We start from the raw sequence: 24,508 nt of genomic DNA, 5'->3' as shown, positions 1-24,508 counted from the left end.
CCCCGGAAAGGCGTCAGCCGTCGCGCTTGGTCGTCCAGCGGAAGGTGGTCAGGCAGAGCACCACACCGATCACGCACCACAGGGCCAGCACCACCGCCACCCGGCCCAGCTCGAACGAGCCGCCCGGCTCCTGGGCGCCGAAGCTCTCCGGCAGGAACACCGACCGCAGCCCCTGGCACATCCACTTGAGCGGGAACACCGCCGCCACCTGCTGCATCCAGGTGGGCAGGTCGGTGAAGACGAAGAACACCCCGGAGATGAACTGGAGCACCAGAGCCACCGGGGTGACCACCGCGGAGCCGCTGCGGGCGGTGCGGGCCAGCGACGAGATCGCGATGCCGCACAGGGTGCACGCGGTCACCCCGAGCACGGCGACCCAGCCGAAGGTGAACCACTTCGCGGCGGTGCCCGGCAGGTCGAGGTCGAACAGCGCCACCGCGACGGCCAGCAGCAGGACCGTCTCGGCGATCCCGATCGCCACCACCATGATCACTTTGCCGGCGAACCAGACCCACTTCGGCATCGGCGTGCCCCGGTAGCGCTTGAGCACGCCCCGGTCCCGCTCGATCGGGATCCAGATGCCGAGGTTCTGGAAGCTCACAGTCATCAGGCCGGTCGCGATCATGCCGGTGATGAAGTACTGGGTGAACTTGACCCCGCCGCCGATCGTGCCGTCGAAGATCGACGCGAAGATCAGGATCATGATGATGGGGAAGCCCATCGTGAAGACCACCGACTCCCGGCTGCGCAGGAACTGGGTGATCTCCAGTCGTCCCTGGCGCAGGGCGAGCGCGCCGGCACCCGGCCGTCGGCCGCGAGTCGCGGTGACCGGCGTCGCCGGCTTCGTCGTGGTCGTCATCGCGCGTGTCCGATCATGGTGAGGTAGACGTCCTCCAGGGTCGGCCGGGTCACCGTGAGCCCGGGGACCTCGCCGCCGTAGCGCGCGGCGAGGTCGGCCACGAAGGCCGTCGGCGTCGCGCTCTGCGCGCTGTCCACCGTGCCTTCCGGGGTACGCCAGGAGACCGTCGCGAGGGCCTCCTGCCGATTGCCCAGCCGGTTGGGGGCGGCGACCTCGACCAGCCGGCCGCCGGCGATCACGCCGACCCGGTCGGCGAGGGCCTCGGCCTCGTCCAGGTAGTGGGTGGTGAGCACGATCGTGGTGCCGGCCGCGGCGAGGTCGCGGATCAGCTCCCAGAACTCGCGGCGGGCCTCCGGGTCGAAACCGGTGGTCGGCTCGTCGAGGAAGAGCAGCTCGGGACGGCCGATGATGCCCAGGGCCACGTCCAGGCGGCGCTTCTGCCCGCCGGAGAGGGTGTGCGTCCGGGCCTTCGCCTTGTCGGCCAGCCCGACCCGCTCGATCACCTTCTCCGGGTCGTCCGCGTCGGGGTAGAAGCCGGAGAAGTGCCGGATCACCTCGGCCACTGTCAGCTCGTCGAACTCGCCGGTGCCCTGGAGCACGATGCCGACCCGGGAACGCCAGTCGGCATCCGGTCTGGCCGGATCGGCGCCGAGGACGGTGACCTCGCCGGCGTCCCGGCGGCGGTAACCCTCCAGGATCTCCACCGTCGTGGTCTTGCCGGCGCCGTTCGGGCCGAGCAACGCGAACACCTCGCCCCGGTGCACGTCGAGATCCACGCCCGCCACCGCCACGTTGTCGCCGTACGCCTTGCGCAGCCCCCGGACGGAGATGGCCAGCTCGTCATCCATGCCGTCCAGTGTGCGTCCTGGCCTGGGCCGGGTGGTGCCCGGGGTGTGGCGGTCCACGCCACTGCGGGCGCTTGCCACCCGGACGTCCCCGACATGGACCTGTGTGGTTTTCCACAGCTCCTTTTACTGAACGGTAACTTAGACTCCGGCCATGGATGAGACGGCATTCCCGGGGCGGCTGCCCGAGCGGGACCGCCCGTGGGTGATGCGCACCTACGCCGGCCACTCGTCGGCCGCGGCGACCAACGCCCTCTTCCGCCGCAACCTGGCGAAGGGGCAGACCGGCCTGTCGGTCGCCTTCGACCTGCCCACCCAGACCGGGTACGACCCGGACCACGAACTCGCCGCCGGCGAGGTCGGACGGGTCGGAGTGCCGGTGGCCCACCTCGGTGACATGCGGGCGCTCTTCGACGGTCTCCCGCTCGCCGACACGAACACCTCGATGACCATCAACGCCCCGGCGATGTGGCTGCTCGCCCTGTACGGCACCGTCGGGCTGGAGCAGGGCGCCGACCTGGCCCGCTGCGCCGGCACCACCCAGAACGACATCATCAAGGAGTACCTGTCCCGGGGCACCTACATCTTTCCGCCGGCGGCGTCGCTGCGGCTCACCGCCGACGTGGTGGCGTACACGCTGCGCGAGATGCCGCGGTGGAACCCGGTCAACATCTGCTCGTACCACCTCCAGGAAGCCGGCGCCACGCCCGTGCAGGAGGTTGGCTTCGCGCTGGCCACAGCGGTCGCCGTGCTCGACGCGGTCCGAGACTCCGGCCAGGTCCCGGCCGAGCGGATGGGCGACGTGGTCCAGCGGATCTCGTTCTTCGTCAACGCCGGGGTGCGCTTCGTCGAGGAGATCGCCAAGATGCGCGCGTTCGGTGTGCTCTGGGACGAGATCACCCGGGACCGGTACGGGGTCACCGACGCCAGACAACGGCGGTTCCGCTACGGCGTGCAGGTCAACTCGCTCGGCCTCACCGAGGCGCAGCCGGAGAACAACATCCAGCGCATCGTGCTGGAGATGCTCGGCGTGACGATGTCCCGTGACGCCCGGGCCCGCGCGGTCCAACTGCCCGCGTGGAACGAGGCGCTCGGCCTACCCCGACCGTGGGACCAGCAGTGGTCGCTGCGGATGCAGCAGGTCCTGGCGTACGAGTCGGATCTGCTCGAATATCCCGACCTCTTCGCCGGCTCGCACGTGATGACCGCGCTCGTCGACGAGGTCGTCACCGGGGCGCGGGTCGAGCTGGACAAGGTGCTGGAGCTGGGCGGCGTCGTCGCCGCCGTGGAGACCGGCTACCTCAAGAGCGCGCTTGTCGCGTCGCTGGCCGAGCGCCGTCGGCGGATGGAGTCCGGTGCCGACGTGGTGGTCGGGGTCAACCGGTACACCGAGACCGAACCCTCCCCGCTGACCGCCGCCGGCGCGGACGCCGTCGAGCAGGTCGATCCAGCGGTCGAGGCGGCCGCCGTGGACGGCGTACACCGGTGGCGGGCCGACCGGGACCCGGCCGTCGTCGACGCGGCGCTGGCCCGGCTGCGCGCGGACGCCGCGACCACCACCAACCTGATGCCGGCCACACTGGAGTGTGTGCGGGCCGGGGTGACCACCGGCGAGTGGGCCGGCGCGCTGCGCCAGGTCTTCGGCGAGTACCGGGCGCCGACCGGCCTGGCCGGCGCCACCGGCGGCGGTGGGGAGCCGGGCCTCGTGGCGGTCCGCGAGCGGGTCACCGCCACCGCACGGGAGCTGGGCAGCGGCCGGCTGCGGCTGCTGGTCGGCAAGCCGGGCCTGGACGGGCACTCCAACGGCGCGGAGCAGATCGCGGTACGCGCCCGCGACGCCGGCTTCGAGGTCGTCTACCAGGGCATCCGGTTGACCGCGGGGCAGATCGTCGCCGCCGCTGTCGAGGAGGACGTCGACCTGGTCGGGCTCTCCGTGCTCTCCGGGTCGCACCTGGCCGCCGTGCCCGCGGTGCTCGACGGGCTGCGCGCCGCCGGCCGGGCGGACCTGCCGGTGGTGGTGGGCGGCATCATCCCGGCCAGTGACGCGGACACTCTCCGGGCGGCCGGTGTCGCCCGGGTCTTCACCCCGAAGGACTTCGCCCTCACCGGCATCATCGACGACCTGGTGACTGTCATCCGTCGCGCCAACGACCTGCCCTGACCGAGAGCTGCCCCGACAGGTCGTCGGCCGGCGTGGGTCGCCGACCGGCGGGGGTCAGCGGCCGGCGTAGGTCATGCAGTCGGCCATGTCGTTGTCCGGGCCCACCCTGATCGACGCCGCGTGGCACTCCAACTGCTCGTTGTGCCGGCAGTCGGCGCGCTGGCAGGCGCCCACCTGCGCGATCAGGCTCTCCACGCCACCCCGGATGGGCGACTCGACGAAGGTGTGGCAGTGGGCGTGATCCATGCTGCCGATGGTGATCGCGAACGCGTGGCAGTCACCCGACTGGTTGTACGCGCACGCGGCGACCACGCATTCCTGGACTCGGGGCATCTCCAACGCTGCGGTCATGCCGACCTCCTCTAGGCTCTTGCCCCGATCCTAGGCTTTTGTCGACCAGTGGAACCCCGGTATGGCGGGCCGCCGATCCGCCGCATCAGACGCGGAAGCCGGCGGCGCGCGCGGCCTCTCGTTCGCGGCGTCGTTCGGATCGACGACGGAAGAACCAGAAGGTGAAGAACGCCAGCCCGACCAGGGCGACGAGCACCAGCACCGGCAGGATGATCGCCACCAGGGAGACCACCACGCTGGTGGCGTCCTCGGCGGTGCTGGCGACCGGGGCGCCGATGCCGGCGGTGGTCGCGTTGATCACGGGGCGGGCCGCGGACTTGAGCAGGTGCACGCCCAACGCCAGCAGTACGCCGGTGACGACCGGCACCCACTGGTGGGACGAGAAGAAGCTCCCCGGGTCGCTGACCGTCACCGTCTCCGACGAGGAGCCGGCGCCGAAGGCAAGGCCACCGGCGGTGGGTCGGACCACTGTCTGCACCACGTCGTTGATGTGGTCGACCACTGGCACCTTGTCCGCCACCATCTCCACGGCGAGCAGCACGGCCATGATGGCGATGACCCAGCCGTTGCCGAGCCAGGTCCAGCCGCTGGGCAGGTCGATCAGGTCGGTGTAACGGCCGAGCAGGCCGAGGATGAGCAGGGGTATGTAGGCGTTCAGCCCCGCCGAGGCGGCGAGACCGGTGCCGGTGAGGACTTCGAACACGATCTCAGCATCGCATCGACGCGCCAGTGCCGCTCGCTGGCGGCCGGTGGGTGCTCGGCTACCCTCGTCGGGTGCGGTTGGTCATTGCGAAGTGCTCGGTGGACTATGTCGGACGGCTCTCGGCTCACCTGCCGCTGGCCACCCGGTTGCTGATGGTGAAGGCGGACGGGTCGGTGTCTATTCACGCCGACGACCGGGCGTACAAGCCGTTGAACTGGATGAGCCCGCCGTGTCGGTTGGAGGAGGCCCCCGGTGTGTGGCGGGTCGTCAACAAGGCTGGCGAGGAGCTGCGGATCACCCTGGAGGAGATCTTCCAGGACACCTCGTACGAGCTGGGTGTGGATCCGGGCCTGCGCAAGGACGGGGTGGAGGCGCACCTCCAGGAGCTGCTGGCCGCCAACCCGGGTGCCCTGGGTGAGGGGTTCACGCTGGTCCGCCGCGAGTACATGACGGCGATCGGCCCGGTCGACCTGCTATGCCGGGATGCCAACTCGGGCTCGGTCGCCGTCGAGGTCAAGCGGCGTGGCGACATCGACGGGGTGGAGCAGTTGACCCGCTATCTCGAGCTGATGAACCGTGACCCGCTGCTCAGCCCGGTCGTCGGGGTCTTCGCCGCCCAGGAGATCAAGCCGCAGGCCCGGGTGCTCGCCACCGACCGGGGCATCCGGTGTGTGGTAGTGGACTACGACAAGCTGCGCGGCATCGTGAAGGACGAGCTGACCCTCTTCTGACCGGCGCACTACCCGGTGCGCACCGCGATCAGTGACTTCGGCAGACCGAACACCCGCTCCACCAGCATCGTCGAGTCGGGGAAGTAGTGACGCATCTGCGAGCGGTCCAACAGCTCGGTCCAGAGCACCTGGTGGATGGCGGCTTCGTGGCTGCGGGTCGGTTTGTGGCCCAACGGCCAACGTTGGGCGAACGCGGTGCGCAGTCGTACCGGCAGGAACTGCATGCCGGGCGCGATCCAGTGCGGCTCGATGGGGAAGTAGCGGTAGGGCGTCTGCACCCAGTGCCGGTCGGCGAGTGAGCGGACGGCGGCGGCGAAGCGAATCCGGCGTTCGTGCCCGCCCACATGCTCCAGCACCGAGTTCGAGAAGACCAGGTCGAAGCTGCCCTTGCTGAGGTGCGGGGGCAGGTCGCAGGCGTCGGCCTGCTCGACGTGGGCCCAATCCGGGACGACGGCGGGCGGCTGCTCCAGGTTGACGACTGTCACCCGGGCCGGTCGGACGGTGGCGCGGTGCCAGGTGCCGAGCCGACCGCCGAGGTCGACCACGTGCATATCGCCGATGTCGGGAAAGGTGCGCGCCAGCCAGTCCGAGCGGTGCCGACGCCGTCGGGCGCTCCACGACTGGTCACTGTCGACAAGGCGGTAGCGCAATCGATTGGGGCCCATTTAACGCAATGTACCGCCGTGACCACGGCGTATAAACATGTGGATACGCCGATCCTTGTTGATGATCGGTTATCCGACACTTACCTCCCGTACATGACCTTGATGGCCTTGACGAGTCGGGCCACGTCGGCGGGGGTGCGCTCGAAGGTCATCGACGGCAGCAGTGACCGGGCACGACGTCGGGTGATCGCCTTGGACCGACCGAACTCACGCAGGCCGTCCTCCCCGTGGATCCGCCCGAAGCCGGAGTCGCCGACACCGCCGAACGGCAGGGTGGACATGCCGGCGAAGGTCAGCGTGGAGTTGATCGACGCCATCCCGGAGCGCAGCCGCCGGGCGGTGGCCACCGCGCGCCGCCGGCCGAAGACCGAACCCCCGAGGCCGTACGACAGGGCGTTGGCGCGGGTGACGGCCTCGTCGGCGTCGCGGACCCGGCTGATGGTCAGCGTGGGGCCGAAGGTCTCCTCGCGGACGGCGGCCGACTCCTCCGGCACGTCCACCAGCACCGTGGGGTGGACGTACGGCGGTTGCACGGCGCTCGGGCCGCCGAGCACGGCGCGCCCGCCGGACGTGATGGCGGCGTCGATGTGCCGGCGGATCACGTCGATCTGCTTGGGCATGGTGATCGGGCCGATGTCGGTGCCCTCCGGCCCGACAGTCAGCCGACCGGCACGGGTCACCACCTTGTCGACGAAGGCGTCGAAGACGGCGTCGACCGCGTACACCCGCTCGATGCCGATGCAGGTCTGGCCGGCGTTGGTCATGCCGCCCCAGACACACGCCTCGGCGGCCGCGTCCAGGTCGGCGTCGCTGTCCACGATCATGGCGTCCTTGCCGCCGCCCTCGATGAGCACCGGGGTCAGCGTCTCGGCGCAGGCGGCCATCACCTTTCGGGCGGTGGCGGTGGAGCCGGTGAAGGCCAGCTTGTTGACGCCGGAGCGGCACAGCGCCGCGCCCACGTCGCCCAGCCCGTGCACGGCGGTGAACACCGGCTGCTCGGGCACCACCTCGGCGAAGCTGTCCACCAGCCACTGGCCGACCGCGGGCGTGTACTCGCTCGGCTTGAGCACCACGGCGTTGCCGGCGGCGAGGGCGTACGCGGCGGAGCCGATCGGCGTGAAGACGGGATAGTTCCATGGCCCGATCACGCCGACCACCCCGTACGGCTGGTATTCGAGGTGCCCGGAGAACTCGGCGAGGATGAGTCGGGACCGCACCCGGCGTGGACCGAGCACGCGGCCGGCGTTGCGGGCGGCCCAGTCGATGTGCTCGATCGCGGTGACGATCTCGACGATGGCGTCGGCGATCGGCTTCCCGCCCTCGACGTGCACCAACTCGGCCAACTGCTCGATGCGCTTGGCGAGCAGGGCACGCCACCGCAGCATCCGCTGGCGGCGGCCGGTGAAGCCGAGACCCGCCCACCACTCGCCGGCGGCGCGGGCGCTGTCGACGGCCTGCCGCACGTCGGCGTCGGTGGCGACCGGGAGGCGACCGGCCTCAGCGCCAGTCGCCGGGCTGGTGGAAACCAACTGGCCCGCGTCGATGACCGGAACGCCCGGGATATGCACTGCCGTCATGGCGGAAGTCTAGACCCGAGGATTACTCGCCGGTAGGGTCCCCGATTCGGGGCCGGGGGAGCGGCGTCGCACCAACCCGGCCGATCGTTGATCAGTGCAGGTCAGGGCGTTGGTGACGGATACGGCCCGCCCGAATCGTCGAACGGCAGATGGCCGGGAGGTGACGAGAGGCTGACCGGCCGGTCGGTATTGACGACTACCGTCTGATGGCAAGCTGACGCGCGGAGTGACGGTGCGGGGTGGAGGGCTGACTGTCCATGGAGGAACATCCGGAACTGATGCCGCTGTTGACGGTCGCGGGTGGACCGATGCGCGGCGCGAGCTTTCGTATGCGAGCCGAGATACAGGTGATCGGCCGAGCGCCGAGCGGTCAGGTGGTCATCAACGACCCACACCTGAGCCGTCGCCACGCCGAGGTGTGGTTGGCGCCGGAGGGCCCGTCCCTGCGGGACCTGGGCTCCACCAACGGCACCTGGCTCAACGACCGGCGGATCAGCGAGGTGGAACGCCTCTCCGACGGCGACGTGATCCGGCTGGGTCGTACCGAACTGCGCCTGTTCGACCCCGGGGTGGCGCTCACCGACCCGGTGGGGCTCAGCTTCGGCCCGTCCCGGCGCGACGTCCGACCGACGCTGCCGCTGCCGCTGGCCGCGCCACCGGGCTCGCGTCGCTGATCGCCTGGCGGCCTGCCACACCGGGTGGCTCCGTTGGGTGGCGGTCCGACACCTGGACCGGCGGGGACACCCGTGGCACCATGCCGCGGATGGAGACCGAGCAGCGCATCGTGACGGCGAACGGCATCACCCAGGCGGTACGGGTGGCCGGCCCGCCGGACGGCACACCGGTGCTGCTGATCCACGGCAACTGCTCGTCCGCGATGTTCTGGGAGCCGCTGGTCCGCCGTCTGCCACCGACGCTGCGGGTGGTCGCCCCCGACCTGCGGGGGTACGGCGACTCCGCGACCGCCCCGGTGGACGCCACCCGGGGCCTGCGGGACTTCGCCGACGACGTGGCCGCACTGCTGGACGACCCGACGCTCTTCGCCGCCGACGCGCGCCCGGTGGTGGTCGGGCACTCCCTCGGCGGCGGGGTGGCGATGCGCCTGCTGGTCGACCATCCGCACCGGGTGGGCGGGTTGCTGCTCGCCGCACCGGTCTCCCCGTACGGCTTCGGCGGCACCCGCGACCTGACCGGCACGCCGACCACGGCCGACTTCGCCGGCACCGGCGCCGGCACGGCGAACCCGGACTTCGTCGCCCGCCTCGCGGCCGGTGACCGAAGCACTGACGCGCCGGCCAGCCCGCGCGCCGTGCTGCGAGCCACCTATGTGGCCGATCCCGCCTCGCTGGGCACTGACGAGGAACTGCTGCTCGACACCGTGCTGTCCACCGCCACCGGGGACGACAACTACCCGGGCACCGCTGTGCCGTCGGAGAACTGGCCGGGCACCGCGCCGGGGGAGCGCGGGGTGCTCAACGCGCTGTCGCCGACCTGGTTCCGGCTCGCCGACGAGCTGGTGGCCGTCGCCGAGAAACCGCCGGTCACCTGGGTACGCGGAGACGTCGACGTCATCGTCTCGGACACCTCGCTCTTCGACCTGGCGTACCTGGGTTCGCTGGATCTCGTGCCCGGCTGGCCCGGCGCGGACGCCTGCCCACCGCAGCCGATGGTCGGGCAGACCCGGGCGGTGCTCGACCGGTACGCGGCTGCCGGCGGCGCGTACCACGAGGTGGTGCTGCCCGGTTGCGGGCACAGCCCGCACCTGGAGCGCCCCGCGGAGTTCGTCGCGGAGTTGTTGGCCCTGACCAGCGTGGCGGCCGGGTAGCGGGTGCCGCTGAGCCGTGGGTGAAATATGCCACGGCGTCTCGACAACTCACCGTCACGTGGCAGACTCGCGCGCATAACCTTAGCGGCCGTTCAGTGGCCGTGCGGAGTCTCTGGGGAGGCCGGTCGTGGCGCGCGAGTTCAGCACCGTTGGTGTGGTGGGGCTGGGCACCATGGGTGCCGGCATCGTCGAGGTCTTCGCCCGCAACGGCATCGACGTGGTGGCAGTGGAAATCTCCGCGCCGGCGCTGGAGCGCGGCCGGGCCACACTGAAGGGCTCCACCGACCGGGCGGTCGCCAAGGGCAAGCTCGCCGAGGCGGACCGCGACGCCCTGCACGAGCGGGTGCACTTCGCTGTCGGGCTGGACGCGCTGCACTCCGTCGACCTGGTCATCGAGGCGGTGCCCGAGCACCTGGACCTCAAGCAGCGGATCTTCGCCGAGCTGGACCGGGTCTGCCGACCGGAGACGGTCCTCGCCACCAACACCTCGTCGTTGAGCGTCACCGAGATCTCGGTCGCCACCAGCCGACCCAACCAGGTGATCGGCATCCACTTCTTCAACCCGGCCCCGGTGATGAAGCTGGTCGAGGTGGTCCGCACTGTCGTCACCGCACCCGAGGTGGTCGCCGACGTTGAGGCGCTCTGCGCCCGGCTCGGCAAGGTCGACGTCACCATCAACGACCGGGCCGGCTTCATCGCCAACGCGCTGCTCTTCGGCTACCTGAACCACGCGGTCGCCATGTTCGAGTCGCACTACGCGACCCGGGAGGACATCGACGCCGCCATGAAGCTCGGCTGCGGCCTGCCGATGGGCCCGCTGGCGTTGATGGACCTGATCGGTCTGGACACCGCGTACGAGATCCTGGACACCATGTACCGGCGCGGCGGGCGGGACCGCCGGCACGCCCCGGTGCCGCTGCTCAAGCAGATGGTGACGGCGGGGCTGCTCGGCCGGAAGTCGGGCCGGGGCTTCTACACCTACGAGCGGCCCGGCTCCCCGGTTGTCGTACCGGACGAGGCGACGCCGTTGGCCACTGACGCCGCGCTCGCCGACGGCGCGCGCGCCATCGCGAAGGTCGGCGTGGTCGGCTCCGGAACGATGGCCACCGGGATCATCGAGGTCTTCGCGAAGGCCGGCTACGAGGTCGTCTCGGTGACCCGTGGCATGGAGAAGTCCGCGAAGGTCTGCGAGGCGGTCAAGACCTCGCTGAACAAGGGCGTCGTGCGGGGCAAGCTCGCCGAGGCCGACCGGGACGCCGCCCTGGGCCGGATCAGCTGGTCCGCCACGCTCGACCATCTCGCCGACGTCGACCTGGTGGTCGAGGCGGTCGTCGAGGAGTTGAGCGTCAAGAAGGCCCTCTTCGCCAGCCTCGACGAGATCTGCAAGCCGGGTGTGGTGTTGGCCACCACCACCTCGTCGCTGCCGGTGATCGACGTGGCGATGGCCACCCAGCGGCCGGCCGACGTGGTGGGGCTGCACTTCTTCAACCCGGCCCCGGTCATGCCCTTGGTCGAGGTCGTCCGCACCATCCGCACCTCCCCGGAGGCCACCGCCACCGCCCGCGCCGTCTGCGCCGCGCTCGGCAAGACCGGCGTGGTCTGCGGCGACCGGTCCGGTTTCATCGTCAACGCGCTGCTCTTCCCGTACCTGAACGACGCGGTGAAGATGCTGGAGGCCAGCTACTCGACGGCCGACGACATCGACCACGCCATGAAGTTGGGCTGCGGCTACCCGATGGGCCCGTTCGAGCTGCTCGACGTGGTCGGGTTGGACGTCTCCCTGGCCATCCAGCGTGAGCTGTACCTGGAACTGCGCGAGCCGGGCTTCGCGCCAGCGCCGCTGCTGGAGCACCTGGTCACCGCCGGCTACCTGGGCCGCAAGACCCGCCGCGGCTTCCGCGACCACTCGCACCGCTGACCGGTCGCCCACGACGCGGAGGTCAGCACGGTTTCGGCGGGGCTCCGGGTCGCCGACGACCGTGGCGAGCCGGCCAGCTGGGAGTGACCGTAACCTTGGTGACTGTGAGCCCCCGTCGCAACCGCCCTCGCCGGGACGAGAACGCCAACCTGGACGCCGACCGGGTCCGCCAGGGCGTCGCCTCGGTGCAGCAGTGGACCGACGGCGCCTGGCAGGTACGCGGCATCGGCGCTGGCGCGTCGGTCAAGACGTACCGCTGCCCCGGCTGTAACCAGGAGATCCGGCCCGGGGTGGCGCACCTGGTGGCCTGGCCGGCGGACGGCCTGGGTGACCTGACCGACCGGCGGCACTGGCACAGCGGCTGCTGGCGGGCCCGGGAACGGCGCGGCCCGGCGGTGCAGCGTGGCCGGGGCTCCCCGCGCTACTGAGCGACCTGGGTCACCCTGTTCGTGCCTGGGCGGGCGGCGGCGGCGACTTCGCGACAGACTTGGGCGGTGAGCACAGCGATCCGCGCGTCGTCGATCCTGCCCGGCCGCCGGGAGGACATCGAGCTGCACACCGCCGACGGTCTGCGGCTGGTCGGTGAGCTGGCCCTGCCGGCCGACCGGCCGCCGGTGGCCACCCTGGTCTGCCTGCACCCGCTGCCCACCCACGGCGGAATGATGGACAGCCACGTGTTCCGCAAGGCGGCCTGGCGGCTGCCCGCGCTGGCCGACCTGGCGGTGCTGCGGTTCAACACCCGGGGCACCAGCAGCGTGCGCGGCACCAGCGAGGGAGCCTTCGACGGCGCGGTGGGCGAGCGGTACGACGTGGCCGCCGCCATCGAGTACGCGGAGTTCGCCGAGCTGCCCAACATCTGGCTCGTCGGCTGGTCGTTCGGCACCGACCTGGCGCTGAAGTACGGCTGCGACCCGACGATCGCCGGGGCGATCCTGCTCTCCCCGCCGCTGCGCTTCTCCGCCCCCGAGGACCTGGCCACCTGGGCCAACTCGGGTCGGCCGCTGGTGGCGCTGGTGCCGGAGTTCGACGACTACCTGCGCCCCACCGAGGCGCGGGAGCGGTTCGCCGCCGTGCCACAGGCCGAGGTGGTCGGGGTGCCGGGCGCCAAGCACCTGTGGGTGGGCGACGCGGAGACGGTGCTCGACGAGATCGTCCGGCGGGTCAACCCAGCCGTCGAGGTGCCGCTTCCGACGACCTGGGACGGCCCGACGGAGGCCGGCGACGTCAGCGCGTACGCCGACCGCACCGTGGCCGCCTTCGCCGACACCCCCGTCCCCGGCCCGGCCGCCACCAAGGCGGACTGACCCGCCCGTTTCCGGCCCGGCCGCCGCTCAGCGGCGCTCCTGGCGGGGCAGCACCACCTCGCGCAGGATCAGTTGCAGCGCGGCCACGGTGGGGATGGCGATCAGCGCGCCCACCACACCCAGCAGCGCCACCCCGAGCAGCGCGGCCAGCAGGGCGGCCACCTCGTTGACCTCCACCGAACGCCGCATCACCTTCGGGTAGATGAGGTAGTTCTCCACCTGCTGGTAGATCAGGAAGAAGACCGCGCAGGCGATGCCGGTGGGCAGGTCGGCGGCGAAGCCGACCAGACTCACTATCACCGCGCCCAGGGTTGCGCCGATCTGCGGGATCAGGTCGGTCACCGCGACCACCACTGCCAACGCGAACGGGTACGGCAGGTCGACGATCAGCGCGAAGACGAAGGTGGTCGCGCCGGCCAGCACCGCGATGCTCAGCGCGCCGACCATGTACGAGCCCACCTTGGCCAGGATCTCGTCGCCGATCAGCTGCACCCGCTGCCGCCGCGACCGGGGCACCAACGAGTAGCCCAGCGAACGCAGCTTGTCGAAGTACGCCAGGAAGTAGATGGTCAGCACCAGCACGGTCAGCGTCCGGAACACCGTGCCGAAGATCAGTTGTGCGCCGCCCAGCACCCCGCCGAGCGCCCGTCCGACAGTCTCCGCGTTGGCCGCGCCCTGCACCCGCTCCACCACGTCGTACCGCTCCACCAGGTCATTGACCGTCGGGTTGCGGCGCAACTCGTCGAGCAGGCTCGGGATCTGGTCGATGAACTGCCCCGACTGGGTGACGATCGGCGGGACCAACGCCACCACGCCGCCGCAGAGCAGCAGCACCACCGTCAGGGCGACCCCCGCCACCGCCAGGCCGTGCGGCACACCCCAGCGGCCCAGTCGGACCACCGCCGGGTTGAGGCCGACCGCGAGGAAGAGCGCGATCACCACCAGCACGAGGATGCCGCCGGCATTGCGAATCCCCAGATAGAGGGTGTACGCCAGCAGCACGCCCAGCGCACCGGTGAAGCCGAGCAGGAAGCTGCTGCGGCGCAGTGGCCGCCCCGGTGTGCCGAACTTTCCGGACGGGACCGCCGGCGGCTCCTCCGGGTCGACCCCCGGAACGGGGACCGGCACCGGCGGTGGCGTTGCCGGCGACGATGCCGTCCGCGCCTGCGTCGGCTGCGCTTCCGCCGACGGTGGCGTCTCCGCCGGCTGTGGGGTTTCGGCTGGCGGGGGACCGGGGGTCACGTTCGGCTCATCGCCGGACGGGTCGTGCTGTGGCACCAGGGACCTCCCGGCTCAGGCCGTCGGACGACGGGCGACGGCCACGAACGCCCGCCACGCGGCAGGCGCGAACACCAGCACCGGACCGGCCGGGTCCTTACTGTCCCGCACTCCCACGACCTCGGGCAGATTGTCCGCCACCTCGACGCACTCACTGTTGCCGCTGCGAGTGGAGGTGCGCCAGAGCGCGCCGGTCAGGTCCATGAGGTCACAACTTCCTTCATCAGCTCGATCGACTGGCGGCGAGACAACGCACCGTTTCTGATCATCTCCCGACGCGCCAGCAGCGTAGCCACCTCATGGTCGCCATCGACTACGAGACCGTCAATCTGATGCTCCATGTGCCCCACCCAACCACCGTCGGCGCCCCGGGCCAGATTGAACGGCCCGGAAAGCGGGACCCACGGCCCCAGTGGCTCGGGTCGTACCCCGTGGTTGTCCGACCCTGCGGCGCGCGGACGCCGCCCATCCCGCTGCGACCCGCGTGGTGCTGCCGGACCGACGGCCGGCCGTGGCCCTGCGCGGACGCCCGGCTGCTGCGAGGCGGAGTTCGACGCGGACCCCACCCACCCCGGACGACGTCCGGGCCCCGCCGAATCCGTGCAGATCTTGGACAGTTTCCGTCACGGCCTGACGGAAACTGTCCAAGATCTGGTGGTGGGGCGGCGCTCAAGGGCGAAAGCTGTCCGGATGCTGCCCGCCGACGACGCCGACGCACTCGACTGGCTCGCCTTCGAGCAGGCGGGCGTGCTGACGACCGCGCAGGTCGCCGGGTTGCTCAGCGAGGGGCGGGTGCGGGGCCGGATTCGCTCCGGTCGGTGGCGGTCGGTCTGCCGCGGGATCCTGCTGGCCGGCAACGGTCGGCTCACCCGCGACCAACAACTCTGGGTGGCGGTGCTGGCGGCCGGGCCGGGGGCGGTGCTCGCCGGGGTGTCCGCCGCTGCCGAAGCCGGGGTACGGGGACTGCGACGCGAGCCGCTGCACGTGCTGGTGCCGGCAGCCCGCCGTGCCGCGCGGACCACCCTGCGTCGACTTCCGATCGACATGCCCGCCGTCCTGGTCCACCGCACGACGGTCCTCCCCGAGGCCCATCTCCAACGTGCCCGCCCACCGCGTACCACGACGGCGCGGGCCCTGGTGGACGCGGCGGGCTGGGCGACCGGCGTGGACGAGGCACAGTCGGTGCTGGCCGCCGGTTGCCAGCAACGCCGGGTGCTGCCCGCGGAGTTGCAGGCGGTGCTCGACGTCCTCCCTCGGGCCCCGCGTCGGCGGCTGATCGCGCAGACCATCAGCGACATCGCGGGCGGCGCACAGGCGCTCTCGGAGATTGACTTCCTGCGGCTGTGCCGCAGGCACCGGCTGCCCGCTCCGGACCTGCAGGAACACCGGGTCGACGCAACCGGCCGGAACCGCTGGCTGGACGCGTACTGGCGGGAGTGGCGGGTGCAGGTGGAGATCGACGGCGCACACCACATGGACGCCAAGCAATGGGCGGCCGACATGCGTCGGCAGAACGACGTGTGGACCGACGGCGACCGGATTCTGCGTTTCCCGGCCTGGCTGGTCCGCGCCCGCCCGGACGAGGTCGCCGACACCGTCCGCCGCGCCCTCATCGCGGCCGGCTGGACCCCCACCGCGCCCCTGCGCCACCCGACGCAGAAATGAATCTTGGACACTTTCCGTCAGCCGATGACGGAAAGTGTCCAAGATTTCGAAGCTTCGACGGGCGGGTGCCCGTCACTCCTTCTCGATGGTGACCTTGCTGGGCTTGGCGCTGCGCTCGTCGGTGGTCGGCTTGGTGGGTCGCTTGCCGTTCTCACCGGTGCTAGTGATCTTGGTGGGCTTGGCGCCCCGGCCACCCTCGCCCGGAACGGCGGCCACTGTCGGCTCCCCGTCCACCCCGGCGCTCGCCGTGCCGCCGTCCACTGTGGTCACCGGCTCGGCTACCGGCCGGCTCGTGGACTGGCCGGACTCGTCCGCACCGGCGTTCACCGGCTGCCTGGTGTCGGCGGGCTCCGTCTTCAGCCCGGTGCCCGTACCCGGCCCGGAGGCCGCGCCGGCGGCAACGTTCACGCCGTCGTCCCCACCACCGGGCACGCCCTCGCTCGCGCTGGCGTCGCCGGCCGGCGCGGTCGGGCCGTCGATCGGACCGGCCACACTCTGCAACCGCAGCTCCGACATCTGACGCTGGAACTCGTCGGACTCCTGCCGGGCCTTCCAGGTCTCCTGCCGCAGATCCGCCAACTGCTGCTGGGCCTGGGCGATCTCCAACATCACCTGGGCCAACTGCTGACGGCCAGCCGCCGACTCCTGCTGGGTCGCCGCCAGGTGTTGCTGAGTGGTGGCCAGGTGCTGCTGCGTGGTGGCCGCGTACTCCTCGAACTGCCGCCGGGACGCCGCGACATGCTCGTCGGCCTTGCGGCGCTTGTCGCTGGCCTCGGCCTCGGCCTGGCTCAGCAGCTCGGCAGCCTCCGCCTCGGACCGCTGGCGCAGCGCCGCCGCGTCCTGCTCGGCCGCCTGCCGGACGCCGGCCGCGCCCTGCTCGATCTCGTTCTTGCGAGCCGTGTACTCGGTCTCCAGCTCGTTCTTGCGACCGGAGTATTCGGTTTCCAGCTCGTCCCGACGGGTGGTGAACCCGCTCTCCAGCTCCTGCTGACGGCTGACGAGCCCGGCCTCCAGCTCCTGCTGGCGCGCCGCGTGCTGCTTGTCCAGCTCGTCGCGGCGCTTGGCGAACTCCTGCTCGGCCGCGGACCGTCGCTGCGCCAACTCCCGGTCGGCCGCCTCCCGACGGGAGTTGACCTCCTGCTCCACCCCGGCCCGCCACGCGCCCAGCTCCTGCTGGGTCTGCGCCCGGGTGTGCTGCACGTACGCCTCGGTCTCGGTGCGCATTCGCTGCACGTACGCCTCGGTCTCGGCCCGGCTGCGCTTCGCCGACTCGGTGGCCTGCGTCGTCAGCCGCTCGGCCTCCTGCTGCGCCTTGGCGCGGGTGGCCCGACCGGCCATCGACGCGTCGTCGATGATCTGCTTGGCCTCCTGCTGCGCCTTGGCATGGGTGGCCCGCCCGGCTTCGGTCGCCGTGTCGGTGAGCCGCTTGGCCTCCTGGAGAGCCTTGGCATGCACCTCCTTGGCGGCATCGCGCAGATCGCTGGCCTCCTGCCGGGCGTTGGCCAGCGTCTCGCGGGCCGTCTCGCGCAGCTTGGTGGCCTCCTGCTGAGCCCGGGTGTGGATCTCCTTGGCGGAATCCCGCAGCTGGGTGGCCTCCTGCTGGGCCTTCGCCAGAGCGTCCTGCGCGGCCTTGCGCAACTGCGCCGACTCGTCCTTTGCCGACCGCAGGGCCGCGTCCGCCTCGGCCCGCTGCGCGGCGCTGTGCCGCTCCTCCTCCGCGCGTCGGGCGGCGAGGGCGATCTCGAAGTCCTTCAGAGCCCGCGCGGCCTGCTCGCGGGCCTCCTCGACGATGTTCTCGGCCGCGGCACGACGGGCCTCGATCTCCCCGTTCGCGTCGCCGAGGATCTGCTCCGCCTGCTCCTCGGCGAGAGTGAGGATCGACTCGACCCGCGGGCCGAGATGCCGGAACGACGCCCGGTCGACCACGTTCATCTGCTTGCGCACCTGGGTCAGGTCGCGCTGGAGAACCTCGACCTGGCCGGCGAGCTTGTGGATCTGTGTATACGCCTGTTCCCGTTCGGAGGCGAGGGTCGCGATCTCGTGCTCAGCACGTGCGACATAACGGTCGACCTGTTTCTTCTCGTACCCCCGCAGAGCGGACTCGAAGCTGGGCTCCGTCGTCACGTCCCCGCCGAGAGCGAACAGTTCCTCGCCGTGCGACATGCCCCCATCCTCACACGCAACGGGCCCTGCTGGGGCGATACGGACGGGCCTTGTGGGACCTACTTCACTCCGTTGCGGTCAGCGAATACCAGGGGTTAGGAAACGCATACGGCGCGAGGTGGCACCGGTTACCCGGTGTCACCTCGCGCCGTCGATGCCCCGACCTGACGCCTCGCGTCAGCCGGCGGTCTCCGCGGGGACCCGCTCCTGACCGCCATCGGTCTTCTTTGCTGCTTCCGGCTTGGCAGCCGGAGCGGCCTGCGCCGGCATTCCCGGAACGATGCCGGCGAGGCCGGAGAGCATCTGACCCAGCTGCGACGTGACAGCGTCCTTCTGCCGGGTGAGATCCTCGACCTCGCGGCGGGCGGCCTGCGTGGTCAGCTCCGCCTCGGTGCGGGCCTCGGTGAGCAGGCGCTGCGACTCGGCCTTCGCCTCGTTGAGGGTCTTCTCCGAGTGGGCCTTGGCCTTGTCGACCGTCTCGGCGGCGTTGCGCTCCGACTCGACCCGCCGCGCCTCGGCGCGCTGCTCGATCTCCTTGGCCCGCTCCTGCGCGGCCCGGGCACGCTGCTCGGCCTCGCTGACCATCTTCTGGGTCTGGGCGACCTGGGCGGCGTGCCGCTCGGACTCCTCGCGCTCGGCCTTCTCCCGCCGCTCGGCCAACTGGAGCTCCAGGGCCTGCAGGTCCTTGTCGCGCTTGTCCCGCGCGTCGGTGAGCAGCTTGGTCGCCTCGGCGCGCTTCTCCTCAGCCTCGCGGGCGGCCTTCGCCCGCTGCTGGGTGATCTCCCGCTCGGCGGTGGCCCGCAGGGTGGCGACCTCCCGCTCGACTGTCGACTTCAGCTCGGCCACCTCGTGCGCGGTGACCGTACGCAGCTGCTTGGTCTCCCGGTCGGCGTCGGCGCGCAGCGTGTCGGCCTCGCGGCGAGCCTGCACCCGGACCTCGGCGGCCTCGCGCTCGGCGGCCGTACGCAGGTTGCCCGCCTCGCGCTCGGCGCTCGCCTTCATGGCGGCGGCCTCGGCGCGGGCCTTGTCGGTGATCTCGCGGGCCTCGAGGCGGGCGGCGGAGAGGATGCCCTCCGACTCGCGCTTGGCCTCGTTGCGGTGGTCGTTGGCCTGCTCCTCGGCGAGCCGGAGGATCTGCTCGACGCGCGTGCCGAGCCCGGAGAGGGTGGGTCGGCTGTTCTCTTCGAGCTGCTTGTTCGTCTCGGTGAGCTTCTGCTCCAGCGCACTCATGCGCTGCTCGGCCTGGCGGAGCCGACGCTGGGCGTCGTTCATCCGCTGCTCGGCCTCGGCACGGGCCTGCTCGGACTGGGTCAGCGCGGCGGTCATCCGGCCGAGGAAGTCGTCGACCTGATGGGTGTTGTATCCGCGCAGGCCAACGGTGAAATCTGGCTGCGAGTTCGCGTTATCGAAGAACGCGAGAGGGGAGGACTGCTGCTGGGGCATTGGGACATACTGGCAGACGCCCCAGGGTGCTTCGCAAGAGCGGTGCGAAGCTTTCGTGCCCTCTTTACATGGTCAACTCCCGCGATCGGCGAGGTTGGACCAATCGGCGATCTTGGCAGGTCCCGGCGGGTCGGACGCCACGCAGCGTGACGCGGAAAAGGGCCCCGGGGTTACCCCGAGGCCCTTTGTTCGATCCGGGTGGCTTATCCGCTAATGGGGGCGGAAGAACAATGAGCGATCAGCGCAATGGTCATGCGGCGTTCCACCGTCCGGCCGGGACCCGCCTCGGCGCTCCGGACGCCGGTCGGTGACCCCGGGCCGGCGGTGCCGGTCGGTGACCGCGGGCCGGTGGTGCCGGTCAGTGACCCCGGAACCGGTTGATCGCGTCCTCGTGTCGGGCCCGCAACTCCCCGTCGCGTACGCCCAGCCCGTCGGTGGGTGCGAGGCAGCGCACGCCGACCTTGCCCTGGTGGGCGTTGCGGTGCACCTCGTACGCGGCCTGGCCGGTCTGCTCCAGCGGGTAGGTGCGGGACACCGTCGGGTGCACCTTGCCGAGCGCGACCAGCCGGTTGGCCTGCCACGCCTCGTGGTAGTTGGCGAAGTGGCTGCCCACGATCCGCTTGAGGTGCATCCACAGGTAGCGGTTGTCGTACTGGTGCAGGAAGCCGCTCGTGGAGGCGCAGGTGACGATGGTCCCACCGCGCCGGGCAACGTAGACGCTGGCGCCGAACGTCTCCCGGCCCGGGTGCTCGAACACGATGTCCGGGTCCTCGCCGCTGGTCAGCTCGCGAATCCGTTCGCCGAAGCGCCGCCACTCGTCCGGGTCCTGCGTCTCCTCGTCCTTCCAGAATCGGAAGCCCTCCGCGGCCCGGTCGATGACCAGCTCCGCGCCCATCCGGCGGCACAGCTCGGCCTTCTCCGGCGAGGACACCACGCAGACCGGGATCGCGCCGCCGTTGAGTGCCATCTGGGTGGCGTACCCACCGAGGCCGCCGGAGGCGCCCCAGATCAGCACGACGTCGCCCTGCTTCATGTTGGCGCCGTGGTGCGAGACGAGCTGCCGGTACGCGGTGGAGTTGACCAGCCCGGGACTGGCCGCCTCCTCCCAGCTCAGGTGCCGCGGCTTGGGCATCAGCTGGTTGGCCTTGACCACCGCCAGCTCGGCCAGCCCGCCGAAGTTGGTCTCGAAGCCCCAGATCCGCTGTTGCGGGTCGAGCATCGTGTCGTCGTGCCCGGCCGCGTCCTCCAACTCGACGGAGAGGCAGTGCGCGACCACCTCGTCGCCGGGGGCCCAGCGGGTCACCCCGGGGCCGGTGCGCAGCACCACGCCCGCCGCGTCCGAGCCGACCACGTGGTACGGCAGGTCGTGCCGGCGGGTCAGCTCGGAGACCCGGCCGTAGCGCTCCAGGAACTTGAAGGTGGGCAGCGGCTCGAAGATGCTGGTCCACACCGTGTTGTAGTTGATCGCGCTGGCCATCACCGCGATCAGCGCCTCGCCCGGCGCCAGCTCCGGCGTCGGCACCTCCTGCACGTGCAGGGCCTTGCGGGGGTCCTTGTCCCGGGTGGCCATGCCGTCGAACATCCGGGCTTCCTCGGCGCGGACCACCACGCCCCGGTAGCTCTCCGGTACGGGCAGCCCGGCGAGGCCGGCGAGTTCGCGGTCCGGATCGTTCGATTCCTCCGCCGCCATGATCGCTTCGAGGATGTCCTGCACGGTGACCTCCGGTTCATCCGCACCCGCACGGGCCCGGGTGCTGCCATCGTCGGCGCCGGTGGGCACGACCGCCATGTCGGCATTCGACACATCCGGCACCGGTCGCGCTCCTGTGGGGCCGGACGTTACTGAACGGTAGCTAGGCCGGGAAGTCCTCTGTGAAAAACTGCATCCGCCGATGCGTGAAGGTGTCCAGCCACCCCGTCAACCGCGCACTGACGTGCGCGCACCGGGCCCCGGCGACCACCACCCTGGTTGATCAAGAGGTTTCGGTCATCTGGGCGGCGCAGGATGACGCAAACCTCTTGATCAACCAGGGGGTGGCAGGGGGTGGCAGGGGGCAGGGCGGGGCAGGGGTGGGTGGGTCAGTGGGGGGTGGCGGCGGGTTGGACCAGTTCGACGAGGACGCCACCGGCGTCCTTGGGGTGGACGAAGTTGATCCGGCTGTCCGCGGTGCCACGCCTCGGAGCGTCGTAGAGAAGGCGCATGCCGCGCTCGCGGAGCGCCGCGCAGGCCGCGTCGATGTCCACCACCGTGTACGCGACCTGCTGCACGCCCGGCCCGTTGCGGTCCAGGAACTTCGCGATCGTCGACTTCGGGGTGAGCGGGGCGAGCAACTGCACGCAGCCACCCTCGGTGGTCGGCCCGACGGCAAGCATCGCTTCCCGGACGCCCTGCTCGGTGTTGGTCTCCACGTGTACGCAGCGCATCCCGAACGTCCGCTGGTAGAAGTCGATAGCGGCGTCCAGGTCGGCCACGGCGATCCCGACGTGGTCAATCTTGCGAAGTCCGATGTCTGTGACGTAGTCCGCACCGGGCTCGACGGGGGAGTTCTCTGCCATGGCGCTAGTCTGGCCGAACAATCGTTAAGGCGTACAGCTCGGCACCCCCTTCGGAGGCAGGCATGGCTTCGGTGATCGTCAGCGGCGCGCGGACCCCGATGGGCCGGCTGCTGGGCAACCTCAAGGACCTCCCGGCCACGAAGCTCGGCGGGATCGCCATCAAGGCGGCGCTGGAGCGTGCCGGCGTCAGCCCGGACCAGGTCCAGTACGTGATCATGGGGCAGGTGTTGCAGGCCGGCACCGGTCAGATCCCGGCTCGGCAGGCGGCGGTCGAGGCCGGCGTGCCGATGTCCGTGCCGGCGCTGACCATCAACAAGGTCTGCCTCTCTGGCCTGGACGCGATCGCCCTGGCCGACCAGCTGATCCGCGCCGGCGAGTTCGACATCGTGGTGGCCGGCGGCATGGAGTCGATGACCAACGCCCCGCACCTGCTGATGGGCCAGCGCACCGGCTACAAGTACGGCGACGTGGTGGTCAAGGACCACATGGCGCACGACGGGCTCAGCGACGCCTGGGACTGCTGCTCGATGGGCGAGTCGACCGAGCGGCTCGGTGCCAAGCACGGCATCTCCCGCGAGGAGCAGGACGCCTTCGCCGCCGCCAGCCACCAGCGGGCCGCCGCCGCGCAGAAGAACGGCCACTTCGCCGACGAAATCGCCCCGGTGGTCATCCCGCAGCGCAAGGGTGACCCGCTGGTGATCACCGAGGACGAGGGCATCCGTCCGGACACCACAGTCCAGTCGCTGGCCAAGCTGCGCCCCGCCTTCGCCAAGGACGGCACCATCACCGCCGGCAGTTCGTCGCCGATCTCCGACGGCGCCGCCGCGGTGCTCGTGATGAGCAAGGCCAAGGCGAAGGAACTGGGGCTGACCTGGCTGGCCGAGATCGGCGCGCACGGCAACGTTGCGGGCCCGGACAACTCCCTGCACTCGCAGCCGTCCAACGCGATCAACCACGCCCTGAAGAAGGGTGGCCTGAGCGTCGCTGACCTGGATCTCATCGAGATCAACGAGGCGTTCGCGCAGGTCGGCGTCCAGTCCACCCGGGACCTCGGGATCAGCCCGGAGAAGGTCAACGTCAACGGCGGCGCGATCGCGCTGGGGCACCCGATCGGCATGTCCGGCGCGCGTCTCGTCCTCACCCTCGCCCTGGAGCTGAAGCGGCGCGGCGGTGGCACCGGCGCTGCCGCGCTGTGTGGCGGCGGTGGCCAGGGCGACGCGCTGATCATCCACGTGCCGGGCAAGGCCGAGACCAGCCAGTGAGCGCGAGGAGTGAGCCGGTCCTGCGAGCCCCGCGGTCGCGAACGGGGATGGCGCAGTGAGCGAGGCTGAGCACGTCCCGGCAGCGGGCACCACGTCGGTGCGCCGCAGCCGGGACGTACCGCTGCTGGTCGAGCGGGCCCGCACCGGCGACCCCCGCGCGGTGGCTCGCCTGATCACGTTGGTGGAGAACGGTGACGCGCTGTTGCCGGAGATCGCCGCGGCGCTGGCACCGTACGCCGGGCAGGCCCAGGTGGTCGGGCTGACCGGTTCACCCGGGGTGGGCAAGTCGACCACCACGAACGAGCTGGTCCGCGCGCTGCGGGCGCGTGGGCACCGGGTGGGTGTGCTGGCGGTCGACCCGTCCAGCCCGTTCACCGGCGGAGCGATCCTCGGTGACCGGGTGCGGATGCAGGACCACGCCACCGATCCGGGCGTCTACATCCGGTCGATGTCCAGCCGGGGGCACCTCGGTGGGCTGGCCGCGGCCACGCCTCAGGCGGTTCGGGTGCTGGAGGGCGCCGGCTGCGACGTGGTGCTGGTGGAGACGGTCGGCGTCGGGCAGGCCGAGGTGGAGGTCGCCTCGCTCGCCGACACGACGCTGGTGCTGCTCGCACCCGGGATGGGCGACGCGATCCAGGCGGTGAAGGCCGGCATCCTGGAGATCGCCGACGTGTTCGTGGTCAACAAGGCGGACCGGGACGGCGTCGACGCCACCGTCCGTGACATCCAGGGCATGATCGCGCTCGGTGAGCGCGGGCCGGGGCAGTGGCGGCCCCAGGTGGTCCGGTCGGTCGCCGCGCGGGGCGAGGGCATCGACGACATCGCCGCCGCCATCGACAAGCACCGGGGATGGCTGGTCGAGCACGGCGAGCTGCGCCGCCGCCAGGAGGCGCGGGCCGCCGCCGAGATCGAGGCGATCGCGCTCGGCACCCTCCGCTCCCGGATCGGCTCGCTGCGCGACGGTACGGAGTTGGCCACGCTCGCCACAAAGGTTGCCGAGGGCGCTACCGACCCGTACACGGCGGCTGACGAGTTGCTCGCCCAGCTCGCGCGCTGACCCCGCGACCCGCCGGCCGGCGCGTCCACCTGGAGGAACCCGATCGGCACCGTCCGGTGCGGACCGACGCCGTCGTCCGTGCGCCGCACGCCCGCAAGCGAAGGTCGCTCCGGTTTTAGTAGGCTCGCCGCGCGTGGCCGCGAGC

At 71.2% G+C, this 24,508-nt stretch carries 23 protein-coding genes; 10 read left to right on the top strand and 13 right to left on the bottom strand.

Annotated features, from left to right (window positions below; genetic code table 11):
• Window positions 1-13: 13 nt before the first annotated feature.
• Both NIE111_RS28345 and NIE111_RS28340 read right to left on the bottom strand, forming a co-directional pair.
• Window positions 14-859 (bottom strand): ABC transporter permease, encoded by an 846-nt coding sequence (locus tag NIE111_RS28345; RefSeq protein ID WP_091405863.1) that lies wholly within the window; start codon window positions 857-859, stop codon window positions 14-16.
• On the bottom strand, window positions 856-1,707 hold the full coding sequence (locus NIE111_RS28340; protein WP_238687346.1) for an ABC transporter ATP-binding protein: 852 nt from the start codon (window positions 1,705-1,707) through the stop codon (window positions 856-858). The genes NIE111_RS28345 and NIE111_RS28340 overlap by 4 nt, the downstream gene beginning before the upstream one ends.
• A gap of 151 nt (window positions 1,708-1,858) precedes the next feature.
• On the opposite strand from NIE111_RS28340, the gene NIE111_RS28335 reads away from it, so the two are divergent.
• Window positions 1,859-3,865, top strand: coding sequence for an ethylmalonyl-CoA mutase (locus NIE111_RS28335; RefSeq protein ID WP_238687345.1), 2,007 nt, complete (start codon window positions 1,859-1,861; stop codon window positions 3,863-3,865).
• Between the two features lie 54 nt (window positions 3,866-3,919).
• Here NIE111_RS28335 and NIE111_RS28330 read toward each other — a convergent pair whose 3' ends face one another.
• A complete protein-coding gene (locus NIE111_RS28330; protein WP_238687344.1) occupies window positions 3,920-4,216 on the bottom strand; it encodes a DUF1540 domain-containing protein in 297 nt (98 codons plus the stop codon).
• An 85-nt stretch (window positions 4,217-4,301) separates the two neighbouring features.
• Complete coding sequence (locus tag NIE111_RS28325; protein WP_124857624.1) at window positions 4,302-4,919, bottom strand: DUF4126 domain-containing protein; 618 nt, start codon at window positions 4,917-4,919, stop codon at window positions 4,302-4,304.
• 71 nt (window positions 4,920-4,990) lie between these two features.
• On the opposite strand from NIE111_RS28325, the gene nucS reads away from it, so the two are divergent.
• Window positions 4,991-5,650, top strand: a complete 660-nt coding sequence (gene nucS, locus NIE111_RS28320) for an endonuclease NucS (RefSeq protein WP_112584054.1) — start codon at window positions 4,991-4,993, stop codon at window positions 5,648-5,650.
• 8 nt (window positions 5,651-5,658) lie between these two features.
• Here nucS and NIE111_RS28315 read toward each other — a convergent pair whose 3' ends face one another.
• Window positions 5,659-6,315 (bottom strand): class I SAM-dependent methyltransferase, encoded by a 657-nt coding sequence (locus NIE111_RS28315; RefSeq protein ID WP_238687343.1) that lies wholly within the window; start codon window positions 6,313-6,315, stop codon window positions 5,659-5,661.
• Between the two features lie 80 nt (window positions 6,316-6,395).
• Window positions 6,396-7,892: an aldehyde dehydrogenase family protein gene (locus NIE111_RS28310; RefSeq protein ID WP_238687342.1), complete on the bottom strand. Its 1,497-nt coding sequence runs from the start codon at window positions 7,890-7,892 to the stop codon at window positions 6,396-6,398.
• A gap of 257 nt (window positions 7,893-8,149) precedes the next feature.
• Between NIE111_RS28310 and NIE111_RS28305 the strand changes: the two genes are divergently transcribed.
• The 5 genes from NIE111_RS28305 (at window position 8,150) to NIE111_RS28285 (ending at window position 12,939) form a co-directional block, all read left to right on the top strand.
• Window positions 8,150-8,566, top strand: coding sequence for an FHA domain-containing protein (locus tag NIE111_RS28305; protein WP_266304558.1), 417 nt, complete (start codon window positions 8,150-8,152; stop codon window positions 8,564-8,566).
• An 80-nt stretch (window positions 8,567-8,646) separates the two neighbouring features.
• Window positions 8,647-9,717, top strand: coding sequence for an alpha/beta hydrolase (locus NIE111_RS28300; RefSeq protein ID WP_238687340.1), 1,071 nt, complete (start codon window positions 8,647-8,649; stop codon window positions 9,715-9,717).
• Between the two features lie 127 nt (window positions 9,718-9,844).
• Window positions 9,845-11,635: a 3-hydroxyacyl-CoA dehydrogenase family protein gene (locus NIE111_RS28295; protein ID WP_238687339.1), complete on the top strand. Its 1,791-nt coding sequence runs from the start codon at window positions 9,845-9,847 to the stop codon at window positions 11,633-11,635.
• Window positions 11,636-11,739: 104 nt separating this feature from the next.
• Window positions 11,740-12,063: an Rv1322 family protein gene (locus NIE111_RS28290; protein WP_504859745.1), complete on the top strand. Its 324-nt coding sequence runs from the start codon at window positions 11,740-11,742 to the stop codon at window positions 12,061-12,063.
• A gap of 66 nt (window positions 12,064-12,129) precedes the next feature.
• Window positions 12,130-12,939, top strand: coding sequence for an alpha/beta hydrolase (locus tag NIE111_RS28285; protein ID WP_238687338.1), 810 nt, complete (start codon window positions 12,130-12,132; stop codon window positions 12,937-12,939).
• Between the two features lie 27 nt (window positions 12,940-12,966).
• Here the strand turns inward: NIE111_RS28285 and NIE111_RS28280 are convergent, their stop codons facing one another.
• The 3 genes from NIE111_RS28280 to NIE111_RS32535 form a co-directional block, all read right to left on the bottom strand.
• Entirely contained in the window at window positions 12,967-14,067 is a 1,101-nt protein-coding gene (locus NIE111_RS28280; RefSeq protein WP_238687472.1) for an AI-2E family transporter, read from the bottom strand.
• Window positions 14,068-14,232: 165 nt separating this feature from the next.
• Entirely contained in the window at window positions 14,233-14,421 is a 189-nt protein-coding gene (locus tag NIE111_RS28275; protein WP_238687337.1) for a DUF397 domain-containing protein, read from the bottom strand.
• A complete protein-coding gene (locus tag NIE111_RS32535) occupies window positions 14,412-14,558 on the bottom strand; it encodes a hypothetical protein (protein ID WP_504859700.1) in 147 nt (48 codons plus the stop codon). The genes NIE111_RS28275 and NIE111_RS32535 overlap by 10 nt, the downstream gene beginning before the upstream one ends.
• Window positions 14,559-14,907: 349 nt before the next feature.
• On the opposite strand from NIE111_RS32535, the gene NIE111_RS28265 reads away from it, so the two are divergent.
• On the top strand, window positions 14,908-15,882 hold the full coding sequence (locus tag NIE111_RS28265; protein ID WP_238687336.1) for an endonuclease domain-containing protein: 975 nt from the start codon (window positions 14,908-14,910) through the stop codon (window positions 15,880-15,882).
• Window positions 15,883-15,954: 72 nt separating this feature from the next.
• Here the strand turns inward: NIE111_RS28265 and NIE111_RS28260 are convergent, their stop codons facing one another.
• The 4 genes from NIE111_RS28260 to mce all read right to left on the bottom strand — a co-directional run bounded on the left by NIE111_RS28260 (window position 15,955) and on the right by mce (window position 22,044).
• A complete protein-coding gene (locus tag NIE111_RS28260; RefSeq protein WP_238687335.1) occupies window positions 15,955-18,045 on the bottom strand; it encodes a coiled-coil domain-containing protein in 2,091 nt (696 codons plus the stop codon).
• A 177-nt stretch (window positions 18,046-18,222) separates the two neighbouring features.
• Window positions 18,223-19,488 carry a DivIVA domain-containing protein gene (locus tag NIE111_RS28255; RefSeq protein ID WP_238687334.1) on the bottom strand — a complete coding sequence of 422 codons (1,266 nt, stop codon included), beginning with the start codon at window positions 19,486-19,488 and terminating at the stop codon, window positions 18,223-18,225.
• A 358-nt stretch (window positions 19,489-19,846) separates the two neighbouring features.
• A complete protein-coding gene (ccrA, locus tag NIE111_RS28250) occupies window positions 19,847-21,202 on the bottom strand; it encodes a crotonyl-CoA carboxylase/reductase (protein ID WP_238677326.1) in 1,356 nt (451 codons plus the stop codon).
• A gap of 365 nt (window positions 21,203-21,567) precedes the next feature.
• Entirely contained in the window at window positions 21,568-22,044 is a 477-nt protein-coding gene (mce, locus tag NIE111_RS28245) for a methylmalonyl-CoA epimerase (protein WP_238687333.1), read from the bottom strand.
• A gap of 62 nt (window positions 22,045-22,106) precedes the next feature.
• Between mce and NIE111_RS28240 the strand changes: the two genes are divergently transcribed.
• On the top strand, window positions 22,107-23,306 hold the full coding sequence (locus NIE111_RS28240) for an acetyl-CoA C-acetyltransferase (RefSeq protein ID WP_238687332.1): 1,200 nt from the start codon (window positions 22,107-22,109) through the stop codon (window positions 23,304-23,306).
• Between the two features lie 55 nt (window positions 23,307-23,361).
• A complete protein-coding gene (gene meaB, locus NIE111_RS28235; protein ID WP_238687331.1) occupies window positions 23,362-24,363 on the top strand; it encodes a methylmalonyl Co-A mutase-associated GTPase MeaB in 1,002 nt (333 codons plus the stop codon).
• Window positions 24,364-24,508: the final 145 nt, after the last annotated feature.

The sequence above is a fragment of the Micromonospora hortensis genome (assembly GCF_022230935.1).
Classification (GTDB): domain Bacteria; phylum Actinomycetota; class Actinomycetes; order Mycobacteriales; family Micromonosporaceae; genus Micromonospora; species Micromonospora hortensis.
The sequence above is the reverse complement of the archived record's forward strand: the minus strand, read 5'-3'. Positions and strand labels throughout refer to the sequence as shown.